Raw genomic sequence first — 18,389 nt, 5'->3', positions numbered from 1 at the left:
GCATCAGGCATCAGGCATCAGGCATCAGGCATCAGGCATCAGGCATCAGGCGTCAGGCGTCAGGCAGCGGGAAGTCTCGCTGCCCTTCTGTTTGTATGGCAGATACCTCTAGGAGCCGAACGGAAGCATTCAAGCTATTCCGTAAAGATCTTTCCGATATCAGGATCCGCCAGCAGTATATCGGTCGTCTTTTGAATATGCTTAGCTAGCAAATCGCAAGCTGCATCGACATCTCTGGCGAGAACTTTGTCCAGAATTTCTCGATGTTCAACATTTGCGGGGCGAGGCTGCTGCCTAGCCCGAAGAGACAGACGCCTGTATCGATCGGATTGATCGTAAAGAAGGGTGCGAAGCTGCAATAGCCACGGAGAACCGCACGCCTTCAGAAGCACGGTATGGAAATCCCGATGACGCTCCTCCCAGTCCTGTCCGAGGATTCGGTCGTCGTCAACGAAGCGCTCGGTCTTTGAAAGGAAATGGTATGCGCCCATGACGTGCGATTCCCATTCGTCGTCTCCGTTCTTGATGGACGCTGCGAGAGCCTTACACTCCAACATGATGCGCATCTGAGTCACGTCGACCAAATCCGCCCGCGAAACGGGGGCGACGTGGAATCCGCGATGGTCCTCAAGAACTACGAGACCATTCGCAGAAAGGCGGACGAGGGCCTCTCGAAGTGGGCTTATGCCGACTTCATATCGATCGCGCAATTCCTCGAACCTGAGCTTTGCGCCAGGTTGAAGCCGGCAGTCCAGTATGTCGCGTTTGATCAGGTCATAGACGTCGCGAGCCCGTGTGGCGGCCACCTTCACCATTCCGTTACGCTCGCGAATCTGGCTCGCCGCTGCATCAACTGTCATTTAAGGACCCCATCGCCTTTACGGCCGACCTACGTTAGCTTGACGAAAACAATAGCACTTATCGATAGGTCAGACAACTAGCTACTTCATTCCGCATGTTCCATTATAGAATAATAATTCCATTATCAATTAAATATTCCATGTGAGAATTATTTTCGAATGTGCGTGGTTGCGCTTCCCACGTCACGTCGCAGCAGAGCTTGCCGCCCAAGGGCCGATATGTCCCGTCATCCAAAGCGCAAGTGGATGGACTAGTCCGCGTGATTTCCGGTTGCTGCGGCGCTGATGTCCGCAATGTGAGAAGCCTTCAGGTGCATTGAGCCCACCACATCGAACCGCCGGCTTCCGTTAGGATTGGAGCGGGCACGTGCCTAGCAATGCTGACCATAAGCCGCGCACCTGATGCACATATGATGTTGTGAGGCGAACGTCTACCGGGCGGGCTGACGTTCGTTTCGCCTGAGCCTTAGCTCGCAACCAAAGGTGCCACGACAGACTTTGACCGTCCAAGGCGGGCGTCCAGACTGAACGCCCCGGCGCCAAAGTACGTGATTTGGAGAAGACCACCAGCAATCATCAGATTTTTCATGAAATGAATCATCTGGTTCTGGTCGCCAAAATTGCTGTGGAAGTAAATCCCTGCGACTATCGCGAAGACCGCCAAGACGAACGAGACAAGGCGAGCCCGGTAGCCCAGCAGCGGCGACAATCCACCGCCAACTTCGATAACCACTGCGGCGATGAAGGCCAGCGGCGGCACCGGCATTCCAACGGCTGTGATATATGCAACCGTAGCGGAGTATGCTCCCAGCTGGCTCAACCCACTCGTTTGTTCGACTGCCGCCGCGGCGCCCCCCTTCACCACTGGCTCTTCCGGTTCTTCCACAGGAAGCGTTCGGTGTCTTCTGAAATATAATCAGGATCGAGATAGACGGCGACGCGTTCGATGAGGCCGCCGCGGATCTCAAACACGTTGCAGAAGCGTCCACCAGCTGTAACGCCGCCATGCCACTCTTCGCCTGATTTCACTCGTCCTGACGAGAGACCCTCGACGACCACCTTGTCGCCAGCGACAATGACAGCTGACCGGTCCACGTAATGGGTAATGCTCTCAAGCCGACCCTGCAGACCTGTCATGCAGGCGACAAAATCCTCCGTTCCCTTGCCAATCCCAAACTTCGGAAAGTAAAACTCGAAGTCGTCAGCGAAGAGTTCAAACAACTCTGGAGCGCCACGGTCGAGCCTGTCGAAATAAGCGACGGCCACATCAGCCGGTGAAAGAAGCGCGCTGCCTGTCATGACTTTCCTCTTCTAAAAGAAAATTACGGTTTGGCAAAAGAGCTACAACGTCAACCATTTCGGGCCGTGGCGATGCGACGCTGCGCAGCCAGATCGCGACCGATGCGGCGGATCTCAGTCTCACCCTGTGCAAGCGCGTCCGGGCTCGTGTGCACCGAGTAGTGGCCGAGCACCAATGGATAGGGGTGCTTGATAGCGGAGCCGATGACGAACGACGTCGCGCCCTCGGCATGCAGCTCGATGGGCGCCCCGTCGGATTCCTCGAACACGGCGAGTTCCCCTGCCTCGATCGGCTCGGATGCGTTCAGGCGACCCTTGTCGATCGCCAGCCACGCGACGTTGTGTCCGGCCGGCGGCACGTATCGCCACGTATCCCCTGCGCTCAGTTCAACATGGAAATAGTTGATGCCTTCAGGCGCGCGGATATCGCTCGCCGCAGTTCCGTGGTGGCCGAGGATCACGCGGACCGGCCCATTCCGCTGGACCTGGGCTGGCGAGATGTACTGGCTTTCCGCCGGCGAATTCTCCTGCGAGGGCGGCAAGGCGACCCAGAGTTGAAAGAGGCGTACGGTTTCGCCCGGCAATACGTTTCCGTCGTGCCAGACACCATTGCCGGCCTTCATCCATTCGAGGCCGCCGGCTCGAAGTTCGCCGTTCTTGCCGGTCGTATCTTCATAGGAGATTCCGCCACTCAGCACGGTGGTGAGTGTTGCGATGCCCGAGTGCGGGTGGAACCCGAACATCGGCTTGCCGGTCGGTACGACCACGGCGTGATCAAGGAACACAAAAGGCTTGATCAACTCTCCGAGATCGGAGGGACTCGCCAGACGAGTAATGCCGCCGTGCGCACTGCCGCCGGTGCGAAAAGCAATTCGGCGCGGCGCCAGCACTGTTTGCGGAATCGGGGTGAGTACGGCTGTGTCGATGTTCATGGCTCTGCCTCAAAAAAGCGTGATACGCGTAAGGTAAGAGCTTGCGTTACATCTTAAAAGCCTATATTTGTAGATTCTACGTATCGATATAGACGATGGAATTGCTTGACGGTATTACACTGGACCAACAGTTGATCGGCGGCGGCAAGGGACTGGGCGACCTGGGTTTTGGAGGCGAGGCCAAAGACGCACTGCGTCAGCGTGCCGACTTCCTGGTTGAACAGGGACTTGCCGAGCGGCGAGGGCAACGTGTAGTTCTGGCGCGCAACCATTGGCGACGCTGCGCGGCCGCGAGCTGAACAAGGCAGTGCAGGACATTGCAGCGGAAACTGGCCTGGAGCATCGACCAATGGCCGATGGCCAGCGTGTACCGGCGTAGCGTCATGCTCGCCAGCGGACGCTACGCCATGCTCGATGACGACAAGGGATTCAGCCTCGGCCCGTGGAAACCAGTGGTCGAGCAACGGATGGGACAGCAGACAGCATCCCTCGACTGATATTTCACGAATGAAAACAGCAAAAGCTCAAAGGGTCTGCGGACTAAGTGCTCGCAGCGGCCTGGCACGACTTGCGATCGGCCGAGTTGCGCTTCTGCCAGCTACGTATTTCCGGCGCGGATTGTTCAAGCGCAGAACCTATTGTCGGCTGGTATCGCTCAGTGAGGGGAAGGCCATTCTTCGCTCATTTTCTCCTTCAGAAATTCAGCGAAGACCTCTACCGCGGGTGGCACCGGTGGGCGGCTCGTGTAGACGAGCTGCAGGCCGAGATCGTTGCTCACGCGCTGATAGCTCGGCAGGACGCGCACGAGTTCCCCTTGCGCGATGGTTTGCTCAGTTATCAACTGCGGCAGCAATGCAATACCCAGGCCCGCCTTGCAAGCCCGCATCAACACGCGCATGTCGTTGAACGCGAACCGGCTGTTGACTGATACCTCCTGACTGCCCCGTGGACCCTGAAGACGCCACGCGTTGCGGCCCTGGCGATTGGAAATCGTTAGACAGTCGTGTTCGGCCAGTGCGCGCAGCGTGCGCGGCGCAGGATGCCGTTCCAGATAAGCCGGACTCGCCGCGAGGATCATCGCATTCGGCGCCAGCCGGCGCACTCTAAAGCCGCTACCGGTCTCGATACCAATGCGCAAGGCGAGATCGATGCGCTCGGCGATCAGGTCTGTCGGCGTGTCGTCGAGCAGGAAGTCGATGCTGACGTCTGGATAGCGCGCGTGAAACTCGACCAGCCACTCCATCCGGAAGAGTTCGAACAGGGCGGCCATCGCAGTGACGCGAATCGAGCCGGACGGCGCCTGCTTATCTGCGTTGTGCCGTTCGATCTCGAAGAGTTGGTCGAGCGCCGGCGCACAGCGTTCGAACAGCGCTTGGCCTTCAGAGCTGGGCGCGAGCTTGCGCGTAGAGCGATGGAGCAGGCGCGTGCCAAGTTGCCCTTCGAGTTGATCGATACGCCGGCTCAACGTAGCCGTGGGCATGTGTAGACGTCGCGCTGCTTCGGAGAAGCTGCCGGCGCGGACAACATGGACGAACATCGCCAGATCGTTGAAATCGAGCATGAAATTACCTATAAAAATGGAATAATCTGATTCGATTTTACCGTCTAGTGCCGGGCGCATTCAATCTCCATACTTGTTTCATCGCGTAGTAGGCGGCCATTTCCAGGCCGCCGAAGTGGCAACTCAAATACCTGGAGAGCGCCCCATGAATGCCGTTATCCAGACACCACCCACCCCCCGCGGCCGCGTCGGACGTAACGTAATCTTCCGCACGCGCGGCCACGCGCACGGGCCGGTCGTCCGCATGGTCAGCCCCTCCGACGTCGGCAAGATGATCAAGCCGTTCGTATTTCTCGATCTCATTGATACACAAGAGGCGATTGGTCAACAGGGTTTCGGCTGGCATCCGCATTCGGGCATCGCCACGTTGACCTTGGCGATCGAAGGGCAAGGCCGCTATGTCGAATCCCTCGGCCAAGAAGGAACGATGGTGGCGGGCGACATCGAATGGATGAGCGCCGGTCTCGGCGTCTGGCATTCTGGTTTCGCCGTGCTCCCGATCAAGGCCTTCCAGCTGTGGGTCGCCTTGCCGCCAGAGCTTGAACTGGCGCCCGCGTTCAGCCAGCATCTTTCGGTGAGCAACATCCCGTCTGACGGCCCGGCGCGCGTGCTGCTGGGCAGTAGCGGCGAGGCGGTCAGCCCGATTGATGCACCTCCGGGCGTCAACTATTTCGTTGTGCAGCTCAAGGCCGGTCAGCGCTGGACTTACCAGCCGCCGCTGGGCTACCGGGTCGGCTGGATTGCAGTGATGGACGGTAGCCTGTGCACGCCCGATCCAGTCGATAAAGGTGAGCTGGCCGTATTCGACCAGTCCGATGCGGCGATCGAATTCGAAGCCATGACCGATGCGCGCTTCGTGCTCGGTACGGCAATCCCGCATCCGCATGATCTCCACCTTGGCCACTACTCGGTGCACACCAGCCCCGCCGCGCTGATAGAGGGCGAGAGCGAAATCGCGCGCATCGGTCGCGAGCTGCGCGCCAAGGGCGTGGTGCGTTGATCCGCCCTTTCGTAGACCGATGTTATTCCATTCAACCGGAGCGTCTCATGACCGTCTTTTCCGTCATCATTGGTACCGTCCGTCAGGGATGTTTCTCCGGGAAACCCGCGCGCTGGATTCTCGACCATCTGAAGAAGCGCGAAGGCGTTGACGCGCGCATGCTCGACCTCAAAGACTATCCGATGCCGTTCTTCGATGCGCCGGTCCCGCCCGCGATGCCGGGCCGGCCGGCATAGGAGCACGGGTCGTGAAACGCTGGACCCAAGCGATCGCGGCGTCCGACGGCTTCGTCATCGTTTCACCTGAGTACAACGCTCGCGTGCGGCGCGCAATTGACTATACGAACGCGGTGTGCGGCAAGGCTTTTGCAACCGGCTTCGCCAATCTAGAATCCGCTGCGCAGTCTTGAACTGCCAGCATCCGACAGGAGCAGTTCCATGACACATGGCATCGACGAACGCAAGCGCTGGCTTGCCCTCATCGTGCTCTGCCTGGGCGTGCTGATGATCGTGCTGGACACGACCATCGTGAACGTCGCACTGCCGTCCATCCGGGCGGACCTGGGCTTTACCGAAACCTCGCTCGTGTGGGTGGTCAACGCCTACATGCTGACCTTCGGCGGCTTCCTGCTGCTGGGCGGGCGGCTGGGCGATCTTTACGGCCACCGCAAGCTGTTCCTCGGCGGCATTACGCTGTTCACGCTGGCGTCGCTCGCATGCGGCATGGCGAATTCGCAGATCCTGCTGGTATGCGCGCGTGCCGTGCAGGGTTTGGGTGGCGCGGTCGTCTCCGCTGTTTCGCTGTCGCTGATCATGAATCTGTTCACCGAGACCGACGAACGGGCCAAAGCGATGGGCGTGTACGGCTTTGTCTGCGCGGGGGGCGGCACCATCGGCGTATTGCTCGGCGGTCTGCTGACCAACCTGCTGAGCTGGCACTGGATCTTTCTCGTCAACCTGCCGATTGGCATCGCCGTCTACGCGCTGTGCGTCGCGCTCCTGCCGTCGGCACGCGGCCATGCTCATGGCGAACGGCTCGACGTGGCCGGCGCGGTGACGGTGACGGCTTCGCTGATGCTCGCCGTATACGCAGTGGTGAACGGCAATGAAGCCGGCTGGACCTCGGCGCAGACGCTGGGCTTGCTGTTCGTCGCGCTGGCGCTGTTGGCCGTGTTTCTCGTTATCGAAGTGCGCGTGCAGCATCCGTTGATGCCGCTCGGTCTGTTCCGCTTACGCAATGTCGCGACCGCGAATGTGGTCGGCGTACTGTGGGCGGCGGCGATGTTCGCGTGGTTCTTCATCTCCGCGTTGTATCTGCAGCGCGTGCTCGGCTACCGGCCCTTGCAGGTCGGGCTCGCGTTTTTGCCGGCCAACCTGATCATGGCGTTCTTTTCGCTGGGCCTGTCGGCGCGCGTGGTGATGCGCTTCGGCCTGCGCCTTCCGCTTGCCGTCGGGCTGCTCGTCGCTGCGTGTGGCCTCGCGCTGTTCGCACGGGCACCAGTGAACGCCAACTTCGTGCTCGACGTGCTGCCCGGCATGATCCTGTTCGGCTTCGGCGCGGGCATCGCATTCAATGCCGTGCTGCTGGCTGCCATGAGCGACGTCGATCCGAGCGATTCGGGCCTCGCGTCCGGTATCGTCAATACGTCGTTGATGATGGGGGGCGCACTCGGCCTCGCGGTGCTCGCAAGTCTCGCTGCCGCGCGCAGCGACGCGATGCAGGCTTCCGAAAGCGCCACGGCGGCGCTCAATAGCGGCTATCACGTAGCGTTTCTGTTTGGTGCGATCTTCGCGGCGGCGGCGGGTGTGCTGGGCGGTTTGCTGTTGCGTCCTGGGCAGCCAGGCGGCGCCGGCGAGCGACCGGTTGCTGACAGTCACGGCGTAAGGACAGCGGGCCCCGCATCCACAACCGGCAACGCGGCAGCGACAGAGCACTACTGACCGAACCCGAGCTGTGTCGGCAGTCGATCACGCCCATCCGCAAAACCGCAAGCGCGATCAAATGCGCCGGATCGCGCCTGGCTATGCATGGCACGTTCTATCGGGCTTCTGGATAAGACTCATCCAGAAAGATCGGCTACTCGCGCCCTGGCAGTTCGCATAACGTCCAGGGCGACGACGTTTTCCCACTCATAACTAACTAACCAATTAATTAGTCGGGTCGCCCGCGACCAGCGAGTTTGCGCGTCAGGTTTTTCGCCGGTGGCCGCGAATCGCCTCGGGTAGCGTGCTCGCGTCGACCGCTTTCTCTTACTGTTCTAGCCATTTCGGCCGCTTTCGACCGCGGCCGGGACACGGGCGAATGGCGACTGGATGAGGGTGCCGCAAGCCTGTTCGCCGTAATCGTCACGACCTACGATGAACAACTGCGCCAGGCCCCGCTGTGGGCCGTCGCCGAAGCGAGCGAACGGCTCGACCGCTTCCAGGCAGGCGAGGCGTACCGACGAACGGACCGCAAGCTGGCTTGAGCCTGTCGCGTTGGTGCGACAAAATCGCGCGACTGCACTGCGCCAACAGAATTAAGGGTTTATACTTAATCCGTCTCCTCCATGTCTCCTCCGATATGGATTCAGCCCGCCGATTGAGCGGGCTTTTTTCTGCCTGTCGCTATAATTCCCCGAACGAAAACCGGGTACTTCGGAATGAAAGGGAAAATCGCTGACGGTGAGGCCCGCGAGCGGCTCATCATCTGGATCCGCCGACGCATGCAGGAATTCGGCATCACATTCGACGCACTGGAAGCGTCAATTCAGGAAGATCTCGCGCACCCGCCGCTGTACCGCGACGCGCGAGGCCACGACTGGAACGGGGTCGGTCCGATGCCCGACTGGCTGACGGCCGCCAAACACGCCGGCGTCGACCCAGACTTCTTCCGCATCGAGGTGAAGCCGAAGGAAGAACCACAGCGCAAAGGGGATGTGGTCTACAGACAGGCAGACCTCTTCGAATAACCGCGCGCGCAAAAAAACCATGCTGGAGCCGACGTGGAACGCATAAAAACTATCAATCTCGACGGGAACGTCGAAGCTTGAATTGACGTGCGGGGTTACTGTGCAATGGTTTCTGTGCACGAATTAAGCACATCAACTGTAGCCGGGGATCAGGCAGAAATCGGCCAGCAAGTGCCGTTGACGAACTGGCTCTGAGCGGCAGAAATCAGTTTGACATGCGACCCTCGCGATATCTGGAGGTCACCGGTCGCGATGCACCGAAACTTCTTGAAGATCGGCATGTAGCAGGCTTAAGGGCGACTGAGTGAGCGACGCTTCGCGCTACTGCACCCGTCCCGGACATGTGTCGGGACGCGGCTCATGCAAAAATGAAGATTGAACAGGCGTGGTCGCCGAAAGCCGTCGCGTGGCGACCGCACCGCCGCTCTCATTCGTAGGCGAAGACGCCGCCGAATTTGTCCATGTGTTCGAGCGCCATGCCGGAGCCGCGCACGACGCAGGTCCTGACCGCTCCGGCAAGGCACGCAAGGGCAAGGCCTCTTATTACGGCCGGAAATTTTAGACAAAAAAGATGGCCGACGGTACGCGCATGAATCCGCAATCCAATGCGGCGGCGAGTAACCCTCCAGGCGAGGCCACAAGGTCCCTCAAGAGAGCGTTCTTCCTCTCGGTCTTTGCTGCCCTGCGAGATGCGATCTCGAGGATTTATTACGCTCGCAACGTCCGTCAGGACAGGCGCCATAATCAGGCGCTCATCGCCTTGGCCAGACGCCGCCGCGACGTTCTGTTCGCCATGCTGCGCGACGGTACCTTCTACCAACCGAAATCCGCCCCTAATGCCTGACGGAACACATAGGGGCGCATTACCAGTCACGCACACCTGGGTAGTCAACTGCCGGTTGCACATCAGATCACAGTGCCCGCAGTCGATGTTTCGACGCCGGGCGCGATAAGGCAAAGAAGAGCTCTACCGCCTACTACATGCTGCATAACGCGCGGCCGACCGCGAAACGAATCGCACCAATCAGGTTGACAACACCCGCGACGCAGAGCGGCCGCCGGGATCATGGTTTCTCCAGGCCAGTTTGGTTCGATGACGCACAGATCGCGCTCTTGCAAACACATATTGTTGTGAAGCTAGCGCAGCGTTGCATCCCGCGGTTAAATTAAATATCACAACGCGACAACTCCATCTTGCGACGCACGCAAGCAACATGCCGTCGCAGAGCGGTGCTTGCAAGTTACGGAAGAAACAGATCATGAGAGATCGGGAGCACCACGGTTCCATCGAGCGCGTCATGTTTGTGCCAACCGAACAAAGCATCGCGGCATCTCGCATGAGTGCCTTCACCGCGGCGCTTGAAGCACACACCGGCCTCATGCTGGCCGACTACGCGAAGCTGCACGCGTTCTCGGTACGCGAGTACCGGACCTTCTGGCGATTTTTCCTCGGCTGGTGTGAAGACATCGATCGCGGCGGGGATATCGAACCGGTCTGCGTCGGCGACGACTGCGAACACGCCACCTTCTTCCCGCGCGTCCAGCTCAACTATGCCGACAACCTGCTCAGCCTGAAGGTCGCCGGCACCGATGCGCCGGCGTTGTGCGAATGCAAGGCCGACGGGTCACGGGTGCGGATCACACGCGGCGAGCTGCGCGAGCGTGTCGCGCGTCTTGCCAGCGCGCTAGAACACCTGGGCATCCGCAGCGGCGACCGGATCGCCGCGGTGATGCATAACGACGCGCAGGCGGTGGTTGCCGCGCTGGCCGTCGCGGCGATCGGCGCCACGCTGTCGAGCGCCTCGCCGGAGATGGGCGCCGACGCGCTGCTCGACCGCTTCGCGCCGCTCTCGCCGCGCCTGCTGTTCGCACACACCGCAAACCGGGGCTTCAGTACCGGCGCCACGCCGGCGGCGAATATCGCGCAGCTGGTAGCCGCGTTGCCTTCGCTTGAAGGGATCGTGCTCCTCGAAGACGGGCCGTTGCCGAGCTCCGTCACGCTGCCGGTTCATGCTCTCGGCACGCTGATCGCCCAGGCCGACGCCACGGCGTTCGTCTGGCGGCGCTTCCCGTTCAACCAGCCGCTCTTCATCATGTTTTCGTCAGGCACCACCGGCAAGCCGAAATGCATCGTGCACGGCGCCGGCGGCACGCTGCTCGAACATCTGAAGGAACACCGCTTGCATACCGGCCTGCGCGCGGGCGACAAGCTCTACTTCCACACCAGTTGCGCGTGGATGATGTGGAACTGGCAGTTGTCGGCGCTCGCCTCCGGGGTCGAGATCGTCACCTATGACGGCCCGCTCACGTCCGTCGATACGCTGTGGCAGCTAGTCGCCAGCGAGCACGTCAGCATGTTCGGTACCAGCCCCGCTTACCTGAAGATGTGCGAGCAGGCGGGCCTCCAACCCGCACGCCAATTCGACCTGTCAGCGTTGCGCGCGATGATGTCGACCGGCGCGGTGCTCTACGACAGGCAGTACCACTGGGTGCGTGAGCAGGTTGGCGATCTGCCGCTGCAATCGATCTCCGGCGGCACCGATATCATCGGTTGCTTCGTGCTCGGCAATCCTAATCTCCCCGTGCATGTCGGCGAGGCGCAATGCAAGAGCCTTGCCCTCGATGTGCAGGCGTGGGACAACGGCAGGCCCACGCACGGCGTCGGTCAACTGGTCTGCGTGAATCCGTTCCCTTCGCGGCCGCTCGGTTTTTTCGGCGATGCGGAGGGTGCCCGCTTTCATAAAGCCTACTTCGCCGCGAATCCAGGTGTCTGGACGCACGGCGACCTGGTCGAGTTCCCGGCGCACGGCTCCGCGCGCATGCACGGCCGCTTCGATGGCGTGCTCAATGTGAGCGGCACCAACGTGGGTCCTGCCGAGGTCTACCGGGTACTCAGCGAGATCCCCGAGATCCGCGACGCAATGGTGGTCGACCGGCGTATTTCGCCCACTGCAGCCTCCGTGCCGGACGCGGCGCTGGCCGTAGGGGTGCCGGTGCATTCGCGCGAGAGCTGCGTGGTTCTGCTGGTTGTGCTGAAGGACGGCGTCGCGCTCACTGGCGCGCTGCAGTCGCGGGTGCGCCGCGACCTCGCGCGCCGCGCGTCGCCCGCGCACGTGCCGGACGTGATCCTCGCAGTCGATGCACTGCCGGTCACGCACAGCGGCAAACCATCCGAAGCCGCCGCGCGTGATGCGATCAACGGGCTGCCGGTCGCCAACGCAGCTGCGTTGCGCAACCCCGCATGCCTCGACGTGATCCGCCAGCATCCGGCGCTGAACCTCGTGGCGCGCACGCTGCCCCCGCCCGGCACCACCCGCGAGGCTCTCGAACCTTATCTGCAAGCGCTATGGGAGAGCCTGTTCTGCTTGAGCCCGATCGCCCGCGACGACAATTTCTTCGATCTGGGCGGAGATTCGCTGCTCGCCGCCGAGCTGGCAACGCATGTGCACCAGTCGACCGGCCGCACGATTTCGTTCGCGACGCTGCTAACAGCGCCGACCATTGCCCAGCTTGCCAGCGCGATCGTCGACGATGCGCCCGAAGCGCCATCGGAATCGCGGGTGCTGATGCGCGCGGGCGTTGGTACGCCGCTGTTCGTTGCGCACAGCATCACCGGATCGGTGATGGAATGCCGTGCGCTGATCGGCGCGTTGCAAAGCCCGCGACCGGTCTATGGGCTTATCGCGCTTCGTGTCGAAGGCAATGAGGCTGCGCAGCGGGACGTCGCCGAGATGGCGCGCGGCTACGTCGAGCAGATGCGCCTCGTGCAGGAACATGGGCCGTACGCGCTGTTCGGCTACTCGTTCGGCGGGCTGATCGCGATGGAGATTGCGCAGCAACTGCATCGGGCAGGCGAGAAGATCGAGCTGCTGTTCATGGTCGACACCTACGTGCACGAACATTGTCTGTCGTGGGATGCATGGCTGCGTCACCAGGCGGGCTCCCTCGCGCGGCACTGGCACACGCTGCACGAGATGCCTTCCGGGCAGCGCGGCCGGTTCGTGCGCGGCAAGTTCGGTAATTTGCTCGATCGCGTACGGCTGCGGCTCGGTCACAACGCGCACAAGCCCGCACCCGAAGCAGTCGGGCTGCCGCCCATGCTGCTGCAGGTGCGCGAGACCTTACGAGTCGCAATGACGCGCTACCGGCCGCGGCCATACCGCGCCGGACCGATCCTGTATGTGGATGCGCAGATTCCGCAGCCGGGCCGCGCCGATCCGATGCTCCTGTTGCGACGTGTTGCGCGCGCTGGGGTGAAGGTCGTCAAGGTAGAAGGCGGCCACACCGACATGATAGTCGAGCCGTATATGCTCGCGGTCGCACGAGCGCTCGACGACGCCTTGCGCGGCGACGCGCCGCCGTCCCGGCCGTCGTCGCATCCGCCGCAGACGCGTCCTTCGACGGGCGGCGAATATGCGATCTGACACGACGCGGTACCGCGTCACATGGTGACGGACCTCAAGCGGCCCAAGCCGGCTCTTACGCAAACGGCTAAATACCTAGGTCCGGGTAGGGATGACCGTTACCCATCGCCCCCGCGCCGTCGCTTCAGGCAAACCTTGCCGCTCTCGCAATATCCCTACAAACACGGTGGACGGCAGCTTCGAAACCGCGTTTGTGCCCATCCGAAGTAGGGTTCGCGTTACCATCCCCTGGCTCGGATCACCAACGCCGCCTCCCGAATCGCCATAGCCAGTCACGACGCCGGCGTATCGGCGCATCCCGCGGGTTCCTTCCTTGTACCACGCCTGCCCGCATGCTCCAGTGGTGCGTGCTCAAGCACACGGACTATCTGTAAAGGGCAGGCATCCTACAAACCTAAACACAGTCGGCCATGAAGCGTCATTCGCTCGTACCATCGGTCAGCCATTCAGGCGTCGGTTTCTGTTTAGGTTTGTACGACGCCTGCCCGCATGCGCCTGTGGCGCGCGCTCATGTCAGTGGTCGAGGGCAGGCATCCTACAAACCTAAACGGCAGCGGACGCTCGCGGCAGCTATTCGCTGAGACGCCGTTTCCGGCGATGGGCCGAACCGCGCGAACCCATGACAGAATTACCGCGCTTCCGACAACGCGCGGTGTATTTCAACGGCAAACAGAACTACTAATGATATTTCTCGAGCCAACTCTCACACCCGCCGGTGCAAATATTGGCATCGACACGGGGTACAGCGCGACCAAGTTTGCCTGGGGCGCCGTAGGCAGCGAAATCCGCACAGCGAGCAATGCCTTAAATCTATTCGCTGACTGGCTCTTGCGGTGAAGACCCAGTGCGCCCACTTTCTGCAGTCGGCTCCTTGGAACCTGGCCTCAAACCTTTAACCGCTGCGATCAAGTCTTTTGCAGTGCTCGCCGCCCTATAGCCCCAAAGGCCCCATGTGTTGTTTGCGACATGCATAGACCAAGTATGGCTGCGGTTGCCACGTGTCCAGTAGTCCTTATATTTCTCCGACCCCGGGCAGAAGTCAACGTCGTACCCTTGTTCAAACGCCCATTTGATGGCAGTTTCCCATGCAATTGAACCAGGCTTGTACTGACTATACTTCAAGTCGAATCCGGATATAACACCGGTAGCAACTGGATTGCCGTGGCTCATAATGCAAGCGGCGATCAGCACATCATTAAACTTCACGACGTGAATGCGTGCGGGCGCATTATCACCCCCATATGTGAGCGTGGCTACCAGGAAATTCTCATAATGCTGTGAGAACAGCCAAGCGCCCTTCTTATTAACTTTCCCGGCCCACTCACGTTTGATTGCAAGCATCCAGTGAATAGCTTCAGCGATCCCTTTACAATCCTTTGGATCCATCATAAAAACTTCAAGCTTGCCCTCTTTAGCGAGGCGTCGCTCTAACTGACCGGGCTTTTTATTGAACAACGCACCCAGCGACTTAGTATAGCTAGCCCAATCGCTGTATTCACGTAGATTCGCAATCCAGCAATCATCCTTTCGTGCATTGAGAATATGTTTCTCCCGCTGCGCAAGACGATGAATTGCAGTTTCTTCGTTCATGTACGGTAGGTGTATTAAATCTGCTTTACACTCCGCACGTGCGGCTTTCCAAGCGCGTTCTACTAGCATTGCAGCATCGCGGCGGTCTTCCATCAACGGGCCAGTATAGTCAGCAGAATCTGAACCTAGCGGGAGGAGGTATCTCCAAAGTGCGCGACGATACGTAACCAGAGGCCACACAAGGCACAGTTCACCGTTCTCACGCATCACTATGCAGTGTAGAGCGCGTTCGCGAGGTTTAGCTACATGAAGCCAAGCTAGCAGAGAAACATCGTAGCGCTGAAAATACCGCCCATTCGCTTTCAGCCACAATGGTTCCCATTCAGACTTGAGCGCAGTGAAGGCCGCTTCATCTCGGATGATATCGAGCCGAATATTACTGTCGTTCATGGTGCCCTCGCTCGGCCGCCTGCATGTAAAGTGCGGCCAGTTTCTCGGCGCCCTCGACCGTCTTGTTACCCAGATCGAAAAGGATGCCACCCTGACGCTGGTCGCGGCTGCGCCCGAGCAGATTGACCTGAACCGCGAAGAGCTTGACACACTGCTAGAACGAGGTCAAGGTTGGCCTGCCGGGTTTCAGCAACCTGTTCATGGCTCAGCATGATGAGACTCCTGTATGGGCGATCGGGCTCAGGCGCCGCGCCGTTCAAGGCGGGCGCACTTGCGATATCTGTTGCGCAAGCATTACGTTCACAGACACCTGTGGATATTGCTCTAGATAGCTTGAAACTAGACAGGTTAAATGGTGCCGGTCAAAGCTGGCGGTCACGCCAATCTTAAGCGTCCCGGACGGCGCGGCGCTCAATCCCAAGGCCTCCGCCTCCGCCTGCGCCAAACGAGTGAGTATGAGCTTGCCCCCAGGAAATGAATCCCTTGCTGAGCAGGTAAACTCAAGCAAGGAGAAGCGGCCTGATTTCCATGGCTATGGGATATGTCAAACAGGGGCAAGGTCAGTTGCTGCTGACTAGACCACGATGAAGCACATCGACGATCATCGCTTATCGATTTGCGAAGCGGTTCCGACCGGTGACGCAACGTGCTCGCATATCGCCCGGTTGGTCAACGCGGAAGTCTGCGATACGGCCAACACCTGCCGGTCGAAAGTATCTAACTGAGCCTCAAACGACGTACGTCCCGCTGCACAGGAGGCCTGCAGCGGGGTGTCATCTTAGATGAGGGTTACAGCGCAACAAACAGCATGCCGTGCGGATCCTGGAGTGCCGATGCGACGCCGATACCCGCCACGACCGGCGTCAGATGACCGGTCTTGGTATCCAGCTGCATCACCTGCCCTTGACCAGCGCTATAGGCGTCGCCCTGCTTGAACGGCGCATCCACGCGATAGGTCGTGTTGCTCGCATCGGTGAACAGCATGAACGTCTTGCCGTTCGGCCCGGGTGCGGGCACCCAGCGCGTATCGTCGACAAAGTAGGTCGGACCGTCCTTGTCGTTGTACAGCGTCAGCGACAGTACGCTTACCGATTGACTCGGTCCCGGATTGTGGATGAACACGAGCTTGCCGTCGCCCTGGCTATCGAGGACGAGGTTGCCAGACGGGTCGATGGCTTCCGAGTCCGGGTCGGTGAGGCTGAGCGTGACAGGCTGATTGAAGGTGGGATTGGCGGCGCCGCCGACCGACGGCGTGAGGTCGATGGCCTGGGCATTGCCGGCAAGGACGGGGGCGACGTCGAATGTCGTACCGTTCGGGTTCAGCGTCAGCGAAACGACAGTCGGTGCAGCGCCCGGCGTAGCGGGTGCAGATGCGCTGACGTACACGACGCCGTTGAGCAGTTGCATGTCGTCGTAGCCGCCACCGTGGGCTGTCGGATTGACGGTTGCCTGGTACGTTTTCTGTGCACCGGATGCAAGGTCGATGATCGTCAGTTCAGGATTGCCGTCTTCGTTTGACATCGCCCACAACGTATTGGTATCGGTGCGTGCCATCAACCCGTCACAGTGCCCGGGAACTGTGTAAGTCTTCAGCGTATTGCCGTTCAAATCGTATTGAACGATTGCATTCGTAATGCCGGGAACCGAACCATCCTTGACCTCGCCCGCATTCTGATAGGCGATGAAAACGGTGTTGTTGTACTGAACGATCGAGTCCGGTTTGGAAGTCGACGACGGCGCTTTTGCGAACAACGAAAGAGAGTAGCCGGTGGCAGTCGCAGTGTTGGGAATCTGTGCGGTATTCGCGGGTTGGAGTCCCGGCGCCGGCGCGTTTACCGTGTTGCCACCACCGCACGCGGTGAGAACAAGCACAGTCGACATTACAGTAAACAAACATTTGCGTTTCATACCGTCATCCTGAATAGATACAAATTACAATTCGCTATCAAAACGCGGGATTGTCGATGTTATGACATCAGAACCGTCGGTAGCAGTCGGTAGTTCCATGGCCCACGTGGTCGTGGCGATCGTAGGCATGGAATGTGTCCAAGTAATGAATTGAAATGAATTGAAATGAAACATCTTCGAAATATGAAGTAACTGAATAATTCGCGGGGAATCGATTTACATCAATGCTTATGTGGACCTTAAGCAGAGTCAGGACGCGTAAAAATATTTTTCTAAAGCCTTCCTCTCGAAAGCAAAATGATCGAGATCGAGCAGGCTCGGTCCTGGAGCCCGCGTGTCATCTCCAAGCTCGAGACTCTGATCAGGCATGGCGACGACCTGTCCGTTTACCGGGGTCAATCCGCTGGCGTTCGCTCGTGATCGCGGCATAGCCGAGGCTGAATGCATCGACCTCTCTCTTCATGCGGCTCGATACGGCTTGTTCGAGATGAACTGGGACGTTCTTTGTCCACAGTCGGGAAATGTCCTCCACAGCTTCGGGGCGTTGCGCACGCTCGAGGTCGACAATGCGCTGGAGATGGCGGAGCAGACCGAGGTTTGAGCGCAAGCAGAACCGGACGGCGGTTGGCCACTGGTCGCTGTCCTGCCACTTCCGGTCATTCGCACCCACGTTAGAAATCGGCCAGGATCGGTGAGAGCGGCGACCGTCCCATGTCGGGCCTGAGAGCGGACGGTCGCGAATCGTGTGCGAGTGTCTCAAACGGGTCGAAGGCCCTTGCAAGGGTAGCGGCGCCTCAAAGTGCCTGACGAAGCGCCGCTGCACGTTATCCCGATATCTCTTTGCGAAATCTCGGCACAGAGCGGTTGAAGCGCCAATCAAACGTTCACACTGCGACTCCGTGTTCAATGCGCATCAGCAAATCACGCACGCGATCAAAACTGGGTTGCGTGTCAATCATCTCGATCGGTCTGTTGCCCTGTAACAAGGCGTTTTCGCTCCAAAGCCATTTGGACGCTAGTCTTCCGTCCTCAAGCACGTCCTTAGCGTTTGCATATATGTTCAACGTTCGAGCGGCAAGATCTGACTCAGCGGCGCTCAGCCGCGTGGACAGACCGATCTTGCGACGAACGCTGCTATGTGCAACATAGAGACACGAAAGCAACTGGTCGAGAGGAACCTCAAAAACGTCCTGCGCTATCCGCTCGAAAATTGTGGCGTCCATGCCCTCTCGAATGAGCCGCACTTTTTCAGTAGGGCTGAGGAGATGAAATCGCTCGATCATACCTTTACGCAGTTGTTATCGCATTGCTCGGTGATGAATTGATCTAGTGCGCGTCAAACCTCGCCCCTTCAGAGGCTGTCGCAAAACATTTCTGCTGTGCGTCCAATTGAAGCCCGGGCGTTGATGTGATTGCTGGCGCGAGCCAACAAATCGAGGAAATCTGTCCGGAAAACATTGCGCGACCTCGTGGAG

The 18,389-nt window shown here is 59.7% G+C and carries 18 protein-coding genes and 2 pseudogenes; 11 read left to right on the top strand and 9 right to left on the bottom strand.

What is annotated here, in order from left to right; all coding sequences use genetic code 11:
* Nucleotides 1-134 precede the first annotated feature (134 nt).
* The 4 genes from GNZ13_RS13735 to GNZ13_RS13720 form a co-directional block, all read right to left on the bottom strand.
* Nucleotides 135-860: a GntR family transcriptional regulator gene (locus tag GNZ13_RS13735; RefSeq protein WP_172164937.1), complete on the bottom strand. Its 726-nt coding sequence runs from the start codon at nt 858-860 to the stop codon at nt 135-137.
* Between the two features lie 466 nt (nt 861-1,326).
* Nucleotides 1,327-1,746: a DoxX family protein gene (locus GNZ13_RS13730; RefSeq protein WP_172164934.1), complete on the bottom strand. Its 420-nt coding sequence runs from the start codon at nt 1,744-1,746 to the stop codon at nt 1,327-1,329.
* Complete coding sequence (locus GNZ13_RS13725) at nt 1,719-2,159, bottom strand: nuclear transport factor 2 family protein (protein WP_172164931.1); 441 nt, start codon at nt 2,157-2,159, stop codon at nt 1,719-1,721. Before GNZ13_RS13725 ends, GNZ13_RS13730 begins: the two co-directional genes overlap by 28 nt.
* A 50-nt stretch (nt 2,160-2,209) precedes the next feature.
* Nucleotides 2,210-3,091: a pirin family protein gene (locus GNZ13_RS13720; RefSeq protein WP_172164928.1), complete on the bottom strand. Its 882-nt coding sequence runs from the start codon at nt 3,089-3,091 to the stop codon at nt 2,210-2,212.
* A gap of 95 nt (nt 3,092-3,186) precedes the next feature.
* Between GNZ13_RS13720 and GNZ13_RS13715 the strand changes: the two are divergent.
* Nucleotides 3,187-3,588 (top strand): annotated as a pseudogene (locus GNZ13_RS13715) (DUF3363 domain-containing protein).
* Nucleotides 3,589-3,746: 158 nt separating this feature from the next.
* Here GNZ13_RS13715 and GNZ13_RS13710 read toward each other — a convergent pair.
* Nucleotides 3,747-4,652 (bottom strand): LysR family transcriptional regulator, encoded by a 906-nt coding sequence (locus GNZ13_RS13710; protein ID WP_172164925.1) that lies wholly within the window; start codon nt 4,650-4,652, stop codon nt 3,747-3,749.
* Nucleotides 4,653-4,797: 145 nt separating this feature from the next.
* On the opposite strand from GNZ13_RS13710, the gene GNZ13_RS13705 reads away from it, so the two are divergent.
* The 8 genes and pseudogenes from GNZ13_RS13705 to GNZ13_RS13670 all read left to right on the top strand — a co-directional run bounded on the left by GNZ13_RS13705 (nt 4,798) and on the right by GNZ13_RS13670 (nt 13,026).
* Nucleotides 4,798-5,652 (top strand): pirin family protein, encoded by an 855-nt coding sequence (locus GNZ13_RS13705; protein ID WP_172164923.1) that lies wholly within the window; start codon nt 4,798-4,800, stop codon nt 5,650-5,652.
* Nucleotides 5,653-5,699: 47 nt separating this feature from the next.
* Nucleotides 5,700-5,888 (top strand): NADPH-dependent FMN reductase, encoded by a 189-nt coding sequence (locus GNZ13_RS13700; RefSeq protein WP_172164921.1) that lies wholly within the window; start codon nt 5,700-5,702, stop codon nt 5,886-5,888.
* An 11-nt stretch (nt 5,889-5,899) separates the two neighbouring features.
* A complete protein-coding gene (locus tag GNZ13_RS13695) occupies nt 5,900-6,061 on the top strand; it encodes an NAD(P)H-dependent oxidoreductase (RefSeq protein ID WP_172164919.1) in 162 nt (53 codons plus the stop codon).
* A 28-nt stretch (nt 6,062-6,089) separates the two neighbouring features.
* On the top strand, nt 6,090-7,592 hold the full coding sequence (locus GNZ13_RS13690) for a DHA2 family efflux MFS transporter permease subunit (RefSeq protein ID WP_172164917.1): 1,503 nt from the start codon (nt 6,090-6,092) through the stop codon (nt 7,590-7,592).
* Nucleotides 7,593-8,293: 701 nt separating this feature from the next.
* Nucleotides 8,294-8,602 (top strand): H-NS family nucleoid-associated regulatory protein, encoded by a 309-nt coding sequence (locus GNZ13_RS13685; RefSeq protein WP_172164915.1) that lies wholly within the window; start codon nt 8,294-8,296, stop codon nt 8,600-8,602.
* 385 nt (nt 8,603-8,987) lie between these two features.
* Nucleotides 8,988-9,164: a hypothetical protein gene (locus tag GNZ13_RS51520; RefSeq protein WP_216674834.1), complete on the top strand. Its 177-nt coding sequence runs from the start codon at nt 8,988-8,990 to the stop codon at nt 9,162-9,164.
* Between the two features lie 59 nt (nt 9,165-9,223).
* Nucleotides 9,224-9,446 (top strand): annotated as a pseudogene (locus GNZ13_RS13675) (IS110 family transposase); the annotation flags it as partial.
* Nucleotides 9,447-9,900: 454 nt separating this feature from the next.
* On the top strand, nt 9,901-13,026 hold the full coding sequence (locus GNZ13_RS13670) for an acetoacetate--CoA ligase (RefSeq protein ID WP_236001987.1): 3,126 nt from the start codon (nt 9,901-9,903) through the stop codon (nt 13,024-13,026).
* 810 nt (nt 13,027-13,836) lie between these two features.
* Here the strand turns inward: GNZ13_RS13670 and GNZ13_RS13665 are convergent.
* Nucleotides 13,837-15,006, bottom strand: a complete 1,170-nt coding sequence (locus GNZ13_RS13665; protein ID WP_172164911.1) for a GNAT family N-acetyltransferase — start codon at nt 15,004-15,006, stop codon at nt 13,837-13,839.
* Here GNZ13_RS13665 and GNZ13_RS13660 point away from each other — a divergent pair.
* Nucleotides 15,005-15,220, top strand: coding sequence for a hypothetical protein (locus GNZ13_RS13660; RefSeq protein WP_172164902.1), 216 nt, complete (start codon nt 15,005-15,007; stop codon nt 15,218-15,220). The genes GNZ13_RS13665 and GNZ13_RS13660 overlap by 2 nt on opposite strands.
* Nucleotides 15,221-15,262: 42 nt before the next feature.
* On the opposite strand, the gene GNZ13_RS54235 is transcribed toward GNZ13_RS13660, so the two are convergent.
* Both GNZ13_RS54235 and GNZ13_RS13650 read right to left on the bottom strand, forming a co-directional pair.
* Nucleotides 15,263-15,421 (bottom strand): LysR substrate-binding domain-containing protein, encoded by a 159-nt coding sequence (locus GNZ13_RS54235; RefSeq protein ID WP_407945630.1) that lies wholly within the window; start codon nt 15,419-15,421, stop codon nt 15,263-15,265.
* Nucleotides 15,422-15,795: 374 nt separating this feature from the next.
* Nucleotides 15,796-16,914, bottom strand: a complete 1,119-nt coding sequence (locus GNZ13_RS13650) for a hypothetical protein (protein ID WP_172164907.1) — start codon at nt 16,912-16,914, stop codon at nt 15,796-15,798.
* Between the two features lie 367 nt (nt 16,915-17,281).
* Between GNZ13_RS13650 and GNZ13_RS13645 the strand changes: the two genes are divergently transcribed.
* Nucleotides 17,282-17,515, top strand: coding sequence for a DUF5939 domain-containing protein (locus GNZ13_RS13645; RefSeq protein ID WP_216674833.1), 234 nt, complete (start codon nt 17,282-17,284; stop codon nt 17,513-17,515).
* A 283-nt stretch (nt 17,516-17,798) separates the two neighbouring features.
* Here the strand turns inward: GNZ13_RS13645 and GNZ13_RS13640 are convergent, their stop codons facing one another.
* On the bottom strand, nt 17,799-18,197 hold the full coding sequence (locus tag GNZ13_RS13640; protein WP_172164905.1) for an antitoxin Xre/MbcA/ParS toxin-binding domain-containing protein: 399 nt from the start codon (nt 18,195-18,197) through the stop codon (nt 17,799-17,801).
* Nucleotides 18,198-18,389: the final 192 nt, after the last annotated feature.

The organism is Paraburkholderia elongata (assembly GCF_013177735.1).
In the GTDB taxonomy this organism is placed as follows: domain Bacteria; phylum Pseudomonadota; class Gammaproteobacteria; order Burkholderiales; family Burkholderiaceae; genus Paraburkholderia; species Paraburkholderia elongata.
The sequence above is the reverse complement of the archived record's forward strand: the minus strand, read 5'-3'. Positions and strand labels throughout refer to the sequence as shown.